Genomic DNA, 12,719 nt, shown 5'->3' on the forward strand with positions numbered 1-12,719 from the left:
CATAGGGCCCAGTTTATCCATAGGGAGAGACCCCACATGACTGTGAAAGTTGCCATCAACGGTTTTGGCCGCATCGGCCGCAACGTGCTGCGCGCGATCGTCGAATCCGGCCGCACCGACATCGAAGTCGTCGCCATCAACGACCTCGGCCCGGTCGAGACCAACGCGCACCTGCTTCGCTACGACTCGATCCACGGCCGCTTCCCGGCTGAAGTGAAAGTGGACGGCGATACGATCACCGTCGGCGGCGGCAAGCCGATCAAGGTCACCGCGATCAAGGATCCGGCTACCCTGCCGCATGGCGAGATGGGCGTCGACATCGCGATGGAATGCACGGGCATCTTCACCGCCCGCGACAAGGCCGCCGCCCACCTGACGGCCGGCGCCAAGCGCGTCATCGTCTCGGCTCCGGCCGACGGTGCCGACCTGACCGTCGTTTACGGCGTCAACGATGACCAGTTGACGAAGGATCACCTCGTCATTTCCAACGCCTCGTGCACGACGAACTGCCTTGTGCCCGTCGTGAAGGTCATCGACGACCTCGTCGGCATCGACCATGGCTTCATGACGACCATCCACTCCTACACGAACGACCAGCCGTCGCTCGACCAGATGCACAAGGATCTGTACCGCGCACGCGCTGCCGCCCTTTCGATGATCCCGACCTCGACGGGTGCTGCGAAGGCTGTCGGCCTCGTCCTGCCGCACCTCAAGGGCAAGCTCGACGGCACGTCGATCCGCGTTCCCACGCCGAACGTCTCCGTCGTCGACTTCAAGTTCGTCGCCAAGCGCGACACGACGGCCGCCGAGATCAACGAAGCCATCAAGGCTGCCTCCAACGGCAAGCTGAAGGGCATTCTCGGCTACACGGACGAGCCGCTCGTCTCGAAGGACTTCAACCACGACAGCCACTCGTCGATTTTCGCGACCGACCAGACGAAGGTTCTCGAAGGCAACTTCGTTCGTATCCTCACCTGGTACGACAACGAATGGGGCTTCTCGAACCGCATGTCCGACACGGCTGTCGCCTTCGCAAAGCTGATCTGAAACCAAATCGAAACACCCGGGCAGCGATGCCCGGGTGTTTTTTCGTGACCTGACGGCAGAATATTTCCAGGAGCGGCCTCCATGACCTTCAAGACCCTCGACAACCTCACCGACATCGCCGGCAAGCGCGTGCTTGTCCGCGTCGATCTCAACGTGCCCGTCAAGGACGGCAAGGTCACCGATGCGACCCGCATCGAGCGTGTCGCCCCGACCATCCAGGAACTCTCGAAGAAGGGTGCCAAGGTCATCCTGCTCGCCCATTTCGGCCGCCCGAAGGGTGAGGTCGTCGCCGACATGTCGCTGGAGCAGATCCTGCCTGCGGTGAACGACGTGCTCGGCACGAAGGTGCATTTCGCCGCCGACTGCATCGGCGAGACCGCCGCTGCCGCCATCGCAGCCCTCGACAATGGCGGCATCCTGCTTCTCGAAAACACCCGCTTCCACAAGGGCGAAGAGAAGAACAACCCGGATTTCACCGCAGCGCTCGCCGCCAACGGTGATATCTATGTCAACGACGCCTTCTCGGCCGCGCATCGCGCGCATGCCTCGACCGAAGGCCTCGCCCATCTGTTGCCCGCCTATGCCGGCCGCACCATGCAGGCGGAACTCGAAGCGCTCGAAAAGGGCCTTGGCAATCCGAACCGCCCGGTTGTCGCCATCGTCGGCGGCGCGAAGGTCTCCACCAAGATCGACTTGCTCATGAACCTCGTGAAGAAGGTCGACGCGCTGGTCATCGGCGGCGGCATGGCGAACACCTTCCTCGCCGCCCGCGGCACCAATGTCGGCAAGTCGCTCTGCGAGCATGACCTCGCCGACACCGCCAAGCAGATCATGATCGAGGCCGCCACCGCGACCTGCGCCATCGTTCTGCCGGAAGACGGCGTCGTCGCCCGCGAGTTCAAGGCCAATGCCGAAAACGAGGTGGTCGACGTCAACGCCATTCCGGCCGACGCAATGATGCTCGACGTTGGCCCGAAGACCATCGAAGCCGTCAATGCCTGGATTTCCCGCGCTTCGACGCTCGTCTGGAACGGCCCGCTCGGCGCCTTCGAAATCGCCCCCTTCGACACCGCGACGGTCGCTGCCGCCAAACATGCAGCAGAACAGACCAAAGCGGGCAAGCTCGTCTCCGTCGCCGGTGGCGGCGATACGGTGGCGGCGCTCAACCATGCCGCTGTGGCCGACGATTTCACCTATGTCTCGACCGCCGGCGGCGCTTTCCTGGAATGGATGGAAGGCAAGCCGCTGCCGGGAGTCGATATCCTGCACCAGCAGAAATAACGACGGCCCCTTGCGCTTGGCGCGGGATCGCCTACATTCTCTGTAACGTCAACGAACAGAAAGGAAGGTGATCCAATGTCTAATGAGATTTCGGTCTTGGCTTCGGGCATGGGAATTGTGGTGAGCGAAACGAGGCAGCCCTCGTTCTGATACCGCCTTCCTTCGGGTCGCAAGACCCGGGTCCGCACCGGACCAAACCTCATGGGGGCCACCTTCGGGTGGCCCTTTTGCGTTTCCGAAGGTAGTGAGCAGCCTACCTCCTCTCCAACGCCACCCTCGGGCTTGACCCGAAGATGGCGGAGAAAAAGTTGTTATCCCTCCCCTACGGTCGGATCAGCACCGTCAGCATCATCAGCGCGATGGCGCCGACCGCGATCTTCCAGAAATCCGCGCGCCGCCGCAGCCCCGGCAGGCCGATGGGGCGGATGAGATGCAGCAGCATGACGGCAAGCAGGAGGACGGGGAGGATTTTTGACATGACGGCCTTTCCTGGCCTTTCCTGTCACACCCGGGACATTTTTCCAAGCGATCAGCGCAAGGGGTGAAAATCCTGCGCCATGTCGCCTTTGCATCTGGCAATCGGCACGCGGCGCGTTATTCCTATTGCATCGGCGAACCTTCGGAAATCACATGCGCAATAACCTCATATCCGTTTTCGCGCTGCTTATGGGCACGCTGTTCCTGTTCCTCGGGAACGGCCTGCACGGCCTGCTGCTTCCCATGCGCGGCGCCTTCGAAGGCTATGAGACGACGATGCTCGGCCTGCTCGGCACGTCCTGGGCCTCCGGCTTCGTGCTCGGCTGCCTCTTGGCACCTACCATTGTCAAGCGCATCGGCCATGTGCGCGCCTTTTCCGGCTTCGCCTCGCTCATCGCGATCATTGCCCTTTTGACCGGCATCCTCATCGATCCGTTCTGGTGGATCGCGCTGCGCGCCATTACGGGTTTCTCGATCGCCGGCACATCGATGATCATCGAGAGCTGGCTGAACGAGCGCGCCACAAACGAAAGCCGCGGCCTGATCTTCTCGCTTTACATCGCCATCACGCTGGTCGGCACCGTCGGTGGCCAGATGACCGTGGCGCTCGGCGACGTGACGACACCGATCCTCTTCATGTTCGCCGGGATTCTCTACTGCTTCGCCATGCTGCCGACGACGCTGTCGACCGCCGCATCGCCGCAGCCGTTGAAGCAGGTGCGCCTCGATATCCCTGCCCTCTTTCGCACCTCGCCGATCGCCTGCGTTGGCATCGTGCTGATTGGTATTGCCAACGGCGCCTTCGGTACGCTCGGCGCGGTCTTCGGCGCCAAGGTCGGACTGTCATCCAGCATGATCGCGACCATGATGAGCGTGGCGATCTTCGCCGGCGCCGTCATGCAGCTTCCCGCCGGTCGCATGTCCGACCGTATCGACCGCCGTATCGTGCTGGCCTCGCTCTCGGCCGTTGCCGCCGTTGCCGGCCTTGCCATCTTCGTCTTCCAGCCGGCCAATGTCACCGTACTGCTCGTGCTGACCGCGCTTTACGGCGCCATGGCGAATGCGCTCTACCCGATCGCCGTGTCCCATGCCAACGACTTCGCCAGTCCCGAGGATTTCGTAAAGGTCTCCGGCGGTCTGCTTCTGCTCTACGGCATCGGCACGATCATCGGCCCGACACTCGGCGGCCCGGTCATGTCGGCGATCGGCCCCTATGCGCTGTTCTTCGTCACCTGCTGCGCGCATATCCTGATTACGGCCTATGCCATCTTCCGCAGCCAGCGCCGCAAGGCGAAGCCCGCCGAGATGCGCGATGCCTATACGACAATCAATCCCGGCACTTTGACCACGCCGGAGAGCCTTCAGCTTTCGCCGCGCGCCCTGCCCCAGCCCCACGCCGTAGGTGACGAGCAACAACAGGAGGAGCAGACGGCATGAGTCTCTTCGACGACGACCGTCCTTTGAAGAAGATCGCACACGAGATCGGCAGCGACCTCGCGCTGCTCTCTGTCGACGAGCTTTCCGCGCGAATTGAGCTTCTCAAGGCAGAGATCGCCCGCCTCGAATCAGAGAAGGTGAAAAAAGGCGCCAGCCGCTCGGCGGCCGAGAACCTGTTTCGCTAGAGACGCGCTTTGCCGAAAAAGCACAGAAACAGGCAAACCGACAATAGAGTTAACCGGCCGTTAAGCCTTACACGTTATTACTGGCACATCCGGTCCTTCCGGGTTCAGACATTTTCTCCCTTTGGGGTATCGGTCTGATTTTTCTCCCTGTTTTACCTTGAGAGCCGCTTTCCGCGGCTCTTTTTTTATTTGCACGGCCACACGCCTGTGCACTGTCCCGAAAGAATTGTGGAGATTAACCCTTTCTTAAGAATACCCTTGCGCGAATTAGGTTATGGGATCATCCTCCAGACATCAAAAGGCGGCTTGGAACCGAACGAGCCAACCTTCCGTTACCTGCAAGTCGTGCGTTCAACAGGGATGAAACCATGTCCGAAAGAGGATTGAATACCGTCAGCTTCGCTGGCCACGTTGCGTCGTCGGCGCAGTTCAAGTCCCTGTACGCCGAAGGCATGGGTCTCGTTGAAGAAACCGCAAGCTATCTCGACGGCGTTGGCCGTCAGGCCTCCAAGGTGCTGCCGCGCATGGCATCGGTGCTCTATGCAGCGGAATCGATGCGTCTTACCACCCGCCTGATGCAGATGGCCTCCTGGCTGCTGCTCCAGCGCGCCGTCAACAATGGCGAGATGAACCGCGATCAGGTGCTTTCGGAAAAGAACAAGGTCCGCCTCGACAGCTTCAACGTCGACAAGACCGCCCCGGGCTGGAACGATCTGCCGGAAGCCTTCCGCGACCTCATCGAGCGCTCGCTGCGCCTGCAGAATCGCATCGCCCTGCTCGACCGCGAAATCTACCGCCCGCAGGATGTCCAGGCCTTTGCACCCGACAACCAGAACAGCGTCCAGGCCCAGATCAACCTGCTCCAGACCGCTTTCGGCAACAACTGAACGGCACACGGCATGACGACACCAACCCGGCTTCGGCCGGGTTTTTTGTTGCGTGTATTCCGAAGAAATTTAGGCAATAAAAAACCCGGCCGAAGCCGGGTTCTTCAAAACTGTCTGCGAAACGCAGATTAGAGGCCGAGGCCTTCGAAGCGCTTCTTGAACTTCGAAACGCGGCCGCCACGGTCCAGCATCTGCTGGTTGCCGCCGGTCCAAGCCGGGTGCGACTTCGGATCGATTTCAAGGTTCATCGTTGCGCCTTCCGAACCCCAGGTCGAACGGGTTTCGTATTCGGTGCCGTCGGTCATGACGACCTTGATGACGTGGTAGTCGGGATGGATATCAGCCTTCATGACACTCTTCCTGCTTGTTCCGGGGGCCATTTGTCGCAACGCATTGCGGCAGCGAGGCCAAAGACGTAAATGAAGCCGCGGCCGGTCGGACCTGCGGCTTCCCAATTCGATGGCGAGCCTATACATGAAGGCCGTCTGGATAACAAGAGCCGAAAGACAATTCGTGCCGCAAGGCGCTGGGAATGGGGGTATGGTGTCCACAGTGACAGAGCACGCTGCGCAGGAAAAGCCCGCACGCAGAAACATTCGTCCGCTCGGAAGGCTCACGCCCTATATAAGCCGCTATCGCGGCCTCGTCTGCGGCGCGCTTGTCGCGCTCGTCATGGCCGCCGTCACCACGCTGGTTCTGCCGGTCGCCGTGCGCCGCATGATCGACCACGGCTTCTCGGGTGCGGATGCCGGCTTCATCAACACCTATTTCACGATGCTCTTCGTGTTGGCCGGCCTGCTCGCGCTGGCGAGCGCCATGCGCTACTACTTCGTCATCACGCTCGGCGAGCGCATCGTCGCGGATCTCCGGCGCGAGGTCTTCGCCCACGTGACGCGGCTGTCGCCGGCCTTCTTCGACGTCAACCAGTCCGGCGAGATCGTCTCGCGGCTGACGGCCGATACGACGCAGATCAAGTCCGCCGTCGGCGCCACCGCCTCCGTCGCGCTGCGCAACCTCATCCTGTGTCTCGGGGCGATCGCCATGATGGTCTATACCAGCCCCAAGCTCTCCAGCCTTGTCATCGGCGCGATCCCGATCATCGTCTTTCCCCTCGTCGCCTTCGGCCGCTCGGTGCGCCGCCGCTCGCGCGAGGCGCAGGATACGCTCGCGGCGGCTTCCGCCTATGCCGGCGAAGCGATCGGCGCGACGCGCACCTTGCAAGCCTTCAATGCCGAGGAAGCAGCCCGCGCCCGCTTCTTCGGTGCCGTCGAGAGCGCCTATGAGGCCGCCCGCTCCGCCATCCGCGCCCGTTCGCTGCTGACGGGCTTCGCCATCGCCATGATCTTCGGCTCGGTCGTCGCCGTGCTGTGGTTTGGCGCGCAGGACGTGCTGTCGGGCACGATCTCGGCCGGCACGCTCGGCCAGTTCCTGCTCTATGCCGTCTTTGCCGCCGGCAGCCTCGGCGCACTCTCCGAGGTCTGGGGCGAACTCTCGCAGGCGGCCGGCGCCGCCGAGCGCCTCACCGAGCTGCTCGCCGAAAAGCCCGCCATCGCGGCCCCTGCCAATCCGGTCGCTTTGCCCGTACCGTCGCGCGGCGAGCTGACCTTTGAGGATGTGCATTTCTCCTATCCCGCCCGCCCCGGCTATCGCAGCATCAACGGCCTGTCCTTCGCCGTGAAGCAGGGCGAGACCGTGGCCGTCGTCGGCCCGTCGGGCGCCGGCAAGAGCACGATCCTGTCGCTGGTCGAACGCTTCTACGACCCCGATGCCGGCACCGTACGGCTCGACGGGGTAGACCTGCGCACCGCCGACCCGGAAGAGCTGCGTCGCCGCATCGCGCTGGTGCCGCAAGATGTCACCATCTTCGCCGCGACGATCCGCGACAACATCGCCTTCGGCATGACCAATGTCAGCGACGAGGCGATCCGCGCCGCCGCCCGCGCCGCGCAGGCCGAAGAGTTCATCACCCGCCTCGACAAGGGCTACGACACCATGGTCGGCGAGCGCGGCGTGACGCTCTCCGGCGGCCAGCGCCAGCGCATAGCCATTGCCCGCGCCATCCTCAAGGATGCGCCGCTCCTGCTGCTCGACGAGGCGACCTCCGCCCTCGATGCCGAGAGCGAGACGCTGGTGCAGAAGGCGCTGGACGGCCAGATGGGCAAGCGCACGACGATCGTCATCGCCCACCGCCTTGCAACCGTGCTGAAGGCCGACCGCATCCTCGTTATGGACGCCGGCCGGATCGTCGAAGAGGGCACGCATCAATCGCTGATCCGGGAGGGCGGCCTCTATGCCCGCCTTGCGCGGCTGCAGTTTGATCATGGCGGCCAGGCTTTCCTCGGCGAGGATCGCGCGGCGGGTTGACCGGCCTGCCCCTACCATCGTCGCCCTTGTCGCAGAGACCAAGCGCCCTATCCTGAGGTGTCGGACCTAACGTCACCTTGGGAGGAGACCACCGTGGCATTTTCGACGATCACCCGCAGGACCCTGATGGCGCTCGGCGCTACTGGATTTGCAGCGCTGACGCTGGGCACGCCCGCCGCCGCTCAGCAGTTTCCCGACCGCACCATCACGCTTGTCGTGCCCTTCGCGGCAGGCGGGTCGACGGATGTGGTGGCCCGCATCATTGCGCAGAAGATGTCGGAGAATATCGGCCAGCAGATTATCGTCGAGAATGTCGGCGGTGCCGGCGGCAGCCTGGGGGCGGATCGCGTGGCGCGGGCGGAGCCGGACGGCTACACGATCCTGATGGCGACGGTTGCCACCCATGCGCTGAACCCGCTGATCCTGAAGACCAAGCCCTATGACGCGGAAAAGGACTTTGCACCGGTTTCGCTGCTGGTGATCGTGCCGAACGTGCTGGTGGTCAATCCTGAACTGCCGGCCAAGAATGTCGAGGAACTGCTCGCCTTACTGAAGGCCGATCCGGAGGGCTACAGCTATGCTTCCTCCGGCAATGGCACGCCGCTGCATCTCTCCGGCGAACTCTTCAAGTCGATGGCCGGCGTCAGTATGCAGCACGTGCCCTACAAGGGCTCCGGCCCGGCGCTGAACGACGTGATCGGCAACCAGATCCCCATCATGTTCGATAACCTGCCCTCCTCCTCCGGCCATATCAAGGCCGGCACGCTGCGCGCGCTGGCCGTCACCACCAAGGAACGCGCCGCCTCCTTCCCGGATGTGCCGACCATCGCCGAATCCGGCATTCCCGGCTACGAGACCTATACGTGGAACGCGCTCTTCGCGCCGGCCGGAACGCCGAAGGAGGTCGTCGCCAAGCTCAACGAAGCCGCCAACACCGCCTTGAAGGACCCCGCCGTCATCGAGCGCATGAAGGAATTCAGCGCCACGATCGTCGGCTCTACGCCGGAAGAACTCGGCAAACACGTGACGGCCGAACTCGCAAAATGGAAACCCGTCGTCGAAGGCGCTAAGATCCAGATGGATTGACCAGCGTAAGGCCGGCGCCTCAGGCGCCGACCGCCCGGCCCGCGACGCGGCCGGAAAACAGGCAGCCGCCGAGGAAGGTGCCCTCCAGCGCATTGTAGCCATGCAGCCCGCCACCACCGAAACCGGCGACCTCGCCGGCCGCATAAAGGCCCGGCACCGGTTTGCCTGACAGTTCCAGCACCCGGCCGGACAGATCGGTCTGGAGCCCGCCGAGCGTCTTGCGCGTGAGAATGTTGAGGCGCACCGCGATCAGCGGTCCGGCCTTGGGATCGAGCAGGCGATGCGGCCGCGCCGTGCGCATCAGCTTGTCGCCGAGATAGTTGCGCGCGCCGTGGATAGCCGTGACTTGCGCATCCTTCGAGAACGGGTTGTCGATTTCCCGGTCGCGCGCCTCCACCTCGGCGCGTACGCGTTCCACATCGAGCAACGGCGCGTCGGTCAATCCGTTCATCGCCGCAACGAGGTCATCGAGCGTGTTGCGAACGACAAAATCCGCCCCCTTGTCCATGAACGCCTGCACCGGGCCGGGCGGGTTCTTGCCGAGACGCTTCAGCAACAGCGGGATGTCTTTGCCGGTCAAATCCGGGTTCTGCTCGGAGCCGGACAGCGCGAATTCCTTCTTGATGATCGCCCGCGTCAGGATGAACCAGCTGTGGTCGTGGCCGGTTGCGCGAATGGCTTTTAGCGTCGCCAGCGTGTCGAAGCCCGGCATGGCCGGCGCGGGAAAGCGGCGACCGTGCGCATCGAGCCACAGCGAGGACGGACCGGGCAGAATGCGGATGCCATGGCCCGGCCAGATCGGATCCCAGTTCCGCAGGCCCTCGGTATAGTGCCACATGCGATCGCCATTGATAACCGAGCCGCCAGCCTGCTGCGCGATGGCGAGCATGCGGCCGTCGACATGGGCGGGCACACCGCTCACCATGAAGGCCGGTGGCTCACCGAGCCGGCTGCGCGGCCAGCTTTGGCGCACCAGGTCCTGATTGCCGCCGATGCCGCCTGATGACACCAGAATGGCACCGGCGCGAAACCGGAAATCGCCAACCACTTCGCGCGATGTCGGTCCACCGCGCGCCGCGTGGTCCGGCGCCAGCACCGCACCATGGGCGCCGACAACCGTACCGTTCTCGACGATCAGGCCATCCACGCGATGGCGGAAGCGAAAGGCAATCGCGCTTTCGGTCCGAAGCGCTTCCGCACGCCGCAGGAAGGGCGCCAGGACACCCGGGCCGGTGCCCCAGGTCACATGGAAGCGCGGCACGGAATTGCCATGCCCGGTCGCGAGCCCGCCGCCCCGTTCTGCCCAGCCAACGACCGGGAACCAGCGCATGCCCATGGCGTGTAGCCAGGCACGCTTTTCGCCATTTGCAAAATCGAGATAGGCCTCCGCCCAGTAGCGCGGCCAGTGGTCCTCCGGCCGGTCGAACCCGGCGGAACCCATCCAGTCCTGCCTCGCCAAGGCGAGGCTGTCGCGGATGCGCATGTGGCGCTGCTCCGGACTATCGATGAAGAACAGGCCGCCCAGCGACCAGAAGGCCTGCCCGCCCAGACTTTGCTCTCCTTCCTGGTCGAGCATGATCACCCTGAGCCCACGGCCCGCCGCTTCCGTCGCCGCGACGAGGCCCGCAAGACCAGCACCGATGACAAGAAGATCGCAATCCATCCCAACGCCTCCCGTCACAAGTTGCGAAAACTTACGCTGACGTTCACGTCAGATCAAGAGAGCGGAAGAGCTAGCGGGGCAGGCAAGCACCAGCACAGTCGCGCCCTCTGCCCGCCCTACGAAATTATCGTTCGGTCAGCTTCAGCTCGATACGGCGGTTGGTCGCCTTTGCCGCGTCGTCATTGCCCTCGGCGATCGGCTGGAATTCGCCGAAGCCGGCCGCGACGAGCCGGTTGGCCGGCACGCCGTTGGCGATGAGGAATTTGACGACCGACGTCGCGCGGGCCGAGGAGAGCTCCCAGTTGTCACGGTAGCGGCCGGTGCCGGACAGCGGCACGTTGTCGGTATGGCCGTCGACGCGCAGCACCCAATTGATCTCGGCGGGGATTTCCTTGGCAAGATCGAGCAAGGCCGCGGCGAGCTTCTTCATCTCCGCCTGCCCCGCCTCGTTCAGCTCGTTGCCGCCGGAGGGGAACAGCACTTCCGACTGGAAGACGAAGCGGTCGCCGACGATGCGGATGTTTTCGCGGTCGGAGAGGATTTCACGCAGGCGGCCGAAGAAGTCGGAACGGTAGCGGTTGAGCTCCTGCACGCGCTGCGCCAGCGCGACATTGAGGCGGCGGCCGAGATCGGCGATCTTCGTCTGCGAGGACTTGTCCTTGGCCTCGGAGGCCTGCAACGCCTCCTCCACGGCGGCGATCTGGCTGCGCAGCGCGGCGATCTGCTGGTTCAGCAGTTCGATCTGGCTTGCGGCTCGCGCGCTCACCTGCTTTTCCGAATCCAGCTCTCCTTCCAGCGTCGTTACGCGGGCATTGGCGGCGTCGGAGGCGCCGGAACCGCTGTCCAGCAGTTGCTGAAGGCGCGTGCGGTCGCTTTCGGACTGGGCGAGCGAGGCCTGGAGATTGGCGAGCGCGTCTTCCAGATCCTGCTTGCCGCTCTTTTCCAGCGCCAGAAGTTGCGTCAGCTCGTTGATCTGGCTGGTGAGGCGGTTCAGCACGTCGTCCTTGCCGGAGATTTCACGGCTCAAGAAGAACTGCGCCAGCACGAAGACCGTGAGCAGGAACATGATGGCAAGCAGCAGCGTCGAGAGCGCATCGACAAAGCCCGGCCAGTAATCGACCGTGCGCTGGCTGCGCCGGTTGCGGGCGAGCGCCATCTCTATTCGCCCCCGGTCCTGTGGGCTTTCTCGGCCGCGCGTTCGGGCAACTTTTCGACGGGCCGTTCACCGGAGCGCGCGGCGAGCCGGTCAAGCGTGCGGCGCAGCGCCTTCGCCTCTTCCTGCTGTGCCTCGATCCAGTCGCGCAGCATCTGCTGCTCGCTGCGCATGTTCTTGACAAGACCCTGAATACCCTCGGCAAGGCTCGCCATGGCCGCCGTCGAGCGATGGCCGCCGCCCTCCTGCTGCGCGAGCTTCAGGATCTGCTCTGCAAGCGCCTGCACATCGGTTGAGGATGTGGCGGCGAGTTCGGCGGACGGTTGAACCTCGGACCCGACATCCGTCACTGATGATAGCCAGTTTTCCAGTTCCGTGTAGAAACGGTTCTGCGCGCGGCCGGCCTGCAGGTCGAGGAAGCCGAGGATGAGCGAAGAGGACAGGCCGAAGAGAGAGGTCGAGAAGGCGGTGCCCATGCCTTCCAGCGGCGCGGAAAGGCCCTGCTTCAGCGCCGTCAGAATGTCGTTCGCCGTCCCGCCGCCGGCATCCAGCGACTGGATGACCGCGCTGATCGAGCCGATCGTACCGAGCAGGCCCCAGAAGGTGCCGAGCAGGCCGAGGAAGACGAGAAGGCCGATCAGGTAGCGGGACGTATCGCGCGATTCGTCGAGGCGCGTGGCGATGGAATCGAGGATCGAGCGCAGCGTGGCGGTCGAGAGCGCCAGCGAATGGCGTCGGCCGATCAGCGCACGCATCGGCGCCAGAAGCACCGGATCGCGTCCAACTTTTTCGGCACTGCCGGCCGCGCGGAACGAATTGAACCAGCGCACTTCCGGCCGGAGCGCCAGAACATGGTTGAAGACCAGCAGGATGCCGATCAAGAGCACACCGAGGATCAGGCCGTTGAGGCCGGGATTGGAGAGGAACGCCGTCTGCGCCTGGCGGAAGAGGATGGCGGCCACGAAGCCGACGATGATGAGGAAGATCACCATCGTCCAGAAGAACGCCATGGGGCTCGAAAGTTTATGCGGGTAGTCGTCCCCGGTCTCGGACGACCCTCCCCAGCCCGACAGCGCCAGCTTAGCCATGTAGTCGCATCTCCGCTTTCTCGTCGGGGCGGAGACTAGAGGAAGATTGTG

12 protein-coding genes are annotated in these 12,719 nt (G+C 63.8%); 7 read left to right on the top strand and 5 right to left on the bottom strand.

The window, feature by feature from the left end:
• The first annotated feature begins 36 nt into the window (after positions 1 to 36).
• Positions 37 to 1,047, top strand: a complete 1,011-nt coding sequence (gap, locus tag D0Y60_RS13700) for a type I glyceraldehyde-3-phosphate dehydrogenase (protein ID WP_117370520.1) — start codon at positions 37 to 39, stop codon at positions 1,045 to 1,047.
• 81 nt (positions 1,048 to 1,128) lie between these two features.
• Complete coding sequence (locus D0Y60_RS13705; protein ID WP_117370521.1) at positions 1,129 to 2,328, top strand: phosphoglycerate kinase; 1,200 nt, start codon at positions 1,129 to 1,131, stop codon at positions 2,326 to 2,328.
• Between the two features lie 322 nt (positions 2,329 to 2,650).
• Here the strand turns inward: D0Y60_RS13705 and D0Y60_RS24870 are convergent, their stop codons facing one another.
• A complete protein-coding gene (locus D0Y60_RS24870; protein ID WP_199564188.1) occupies positions 2,651 to 2,806 on the bottom strand; it encodes a hypothetical protein in 156 nt (51 codons plus the stop codon).
• A 152-nt stretch (positions 2,807 to 2,958) separates the two neighbouring features.
• Here D0Y60_RS24870 and D0Y60_RS13710 point away from each other — a divergent pair, with 152 nt between their 5' ends.
• From D0Y60_RS13710 to D0Y60_RS13720, 3 genes are all read left to right on the top strand, one after another.
• On the top strand, positions 2,959 to 4,242 hold the full coding sequence (locus D0Y60_RS13710) for an MFS transporter (protein WP_117370522.1): 1,284 nt from the start codon (positions 2,959 to 2,961) through the stop codon (positions 4,240 to 4,242).
• Entirely contained in the window at positions 4,239 to 4,427 is a 189-nt protein-coding gene (locus D0Y60_RS13715) for a DUF1192 domain-containing protein (protein ID WP_117370523.1), read from the top strand. Before D0Y60_RS13710 ends, D0Y60_RS13715 begins: the two co-directional genes overlap by 4 nt.
• Before the next feature lie 368 nt (positions 4,428 to 4,795).
• The gene (locus D0Y60_RS13720; protein ID WP_117370524.1) at positions 4,796 to 5,314 is read left to right on the top strand and encodes a DUF1465 family protein; all 519 of its coding nucleotides are present in this window, start codon (positions 4,796 to 4,798) and stop codon (positions 5,312 to 5,314) included.
• A gap of 128 nt (positions 5,315 to 5,442) precedes the next feature.
• Here D0Y60_RS13720 and rpmE read toward each other — a convergent pair whose 3' ends face one another.
• Positions 5,443 to 5,664: a 50S ribosomal protein L31 gene (gene rpmE / locus D0Y60_RS13725; protein ID WP_117370525.1), complete on the bottom strand. Its 222-nt coding sequence runs from the start codon at positions 5,662 to 5,664 to the stop codon at positions 5,443 to 5,445.
• 190 nt (positions 5,665 to 5,854) lie between these two features.
• Between rpmE and D0Y60_RS13730 the strand changes: the two genes are divergently transcribed.
• Positions 5,855 to 7,678: an ABC transporter transmembrane domain-containing protein gene (locus D0Y60_RS13730; protein ID WP_117370526.1), complete on the top strand. Its 1,824-nt coding sequence runs from the start codon at positions 5,855 to 5,857 to the stop codon at positions 7,676 to 7,678.
• A 93-nt stretch (positions 7,679 to 7,771) separates the two neighbouring features.
• The gene (locus D0Y60_RS13735; RefSeq protein ID WP_117370527.1) at positions 7,772 to 8,764 is read left to right on the top strand and encodes a tripartite tricarboxylate transporter substrate binding protein; all 993 of its coding nucleotides are present in this window, start codon (positions 7,772 to 7,774) and stop codon (positions 8,762 to 8,764) included.
• Between the two features lie 19 nt (positions 8,765 to 8,783).
• Here D0Y60_RS13735 and D0Y60_RS13740 read toward each other — a convergent pair whose 3' ends face one another.
• The 3 genes from D0Y60_RS13740 to D0Y60_RS13750 form a co-directional block, all read right to left on the bottom strand.
• On the bottom strand, positions 8,784 to 10,427 hold the full coding sequence (locus tag D0Y60_RS13740) for an FAD-binding dehydrogenase (protein ID WP_117370528.1): 1,644 nt from the start codon (positions 10,425 to 10,427) through the stop codon (positions 8,784 to 8,786).
• A gap of 124 nt (positions 10,428 to 10,551) precedes the next feature.
• The gene (locus D0Y60_RS13745) at positions 10,552 to 11,583 is read right to left on the bottom strand and encodes a peptidoglycan -binding protein (RefSeq protein ID WP_117370529.1); all 1,032 of its coding nucleotides are present in this window, start codon (positions 11,581 to 11,583) and stop codon (positions 10,552 to 10,554) included.
• A gap of 2 nt (positions 11,584 to 11,585) precedes the next feature.
• Positions 11,586 to 12,668: a MotA/TolQ/ExbB proton channel family protein gene (locus D0Y60_RS13750; RefSeq protein WP_117370530.1), complete on the bottom strand. Its 1,083-nt coding sequence runs from the start codon at positions 12,666 to 12,668 to the stop codon at positions 11,586 to 11,588.
• Between the last annotated feature and the right edge of the window lie 51 nt (positions 12,669 to 12,719).

Origin of the sequence: Shinella sp. WSJ-2 (assembly GCF_003432075.1) — a bacterium.
In the GTDB taxonomy this organism is placed as follows: Bacteria; Pseudomonadota; Alphaproteobacteria; order Rhizobiales; family Rhizobiaceae; genus Shinella.

Bases quoted from the DNA above. Each gene is read 5' to 3' on its own strand.
- gap (WP_117370520.1), top strand. From the start codon at position 37: ATGACTGTGAAAGTTGCCATCAACGGTTTTGGCCGCATCGGCCGCAAC.
- D0Y60_RS13705 (WP_117370521.1), top strand. From the start codon at position 1,129: ATGACCTTCAAGACCCTCGACAACCTCACCGACATCGCCGGCAAGCGC.
- D0Y60_RS24870 (WP_199564188.1), bottom strand. From the start codon at position 2,806: ATGTCAAAAATCCTCCCCGTCCTCCTGCTTGCCGTCATGCTGCTGCAT.
- D0Y60_RS13710 (WP_117370522.1), top strand. From the start codon at position 2,959: ATGCGCAATAACCTCATATCCGTTTTCGCGCTGCTTATGGGCACGCTG.
- D0Y60_RS13715 (WP_117370523.1), top strand. From the start codon at position 4,239: ATGAGTCTCTTCGACGACGACCGTCCTTTGAAGAAGATCGCACACGAG.
- D0Y60_RS13720 (WP_117370524.1), top strand. From the start codon at position 4,796: ATGTCCGAAAGAGGATTGAATACCGTCAGCTTCGCTGGCCACGTTGCG.
- rpmE (WP_117370525.1), bottom strand. From the start codon at position 5,664: ATGAAGGCTGATATCCATCCCGACTACCACGTCATCAAGGTCGTCATG.
- D0Y60_RS13730 (WP_117370526.1), top strand. From the start codon at position 5,855: ATGGTGTCCACAGTGACAGAGCACGCTGCGCAGGAAAAGCCCGCACGC.
- D0Y60_RS13740 (WP_117370528.1), bottom strand. From the start codon at position 10,427: ATGGATTGCGATCTTCTTGTCATCGGTGCTGGTCTTGCGGGCCTCGTC.
- D0Y60_RS13745 (WP_117370529.1), bottom strand. From the start codon at position 11,583: ATGGCGCTCGCCCGCAACCGGCGCAGCCAGCGCACGGTCGATTACTGG.
- D0Y60_RS13750 (WP_117370530.1), bottom strand. From the start codon at position 12,668: ATGGCTAAGCTGGCGCTGTCGGGCTGGGGAGGGTCGTCCGAGACCGGG.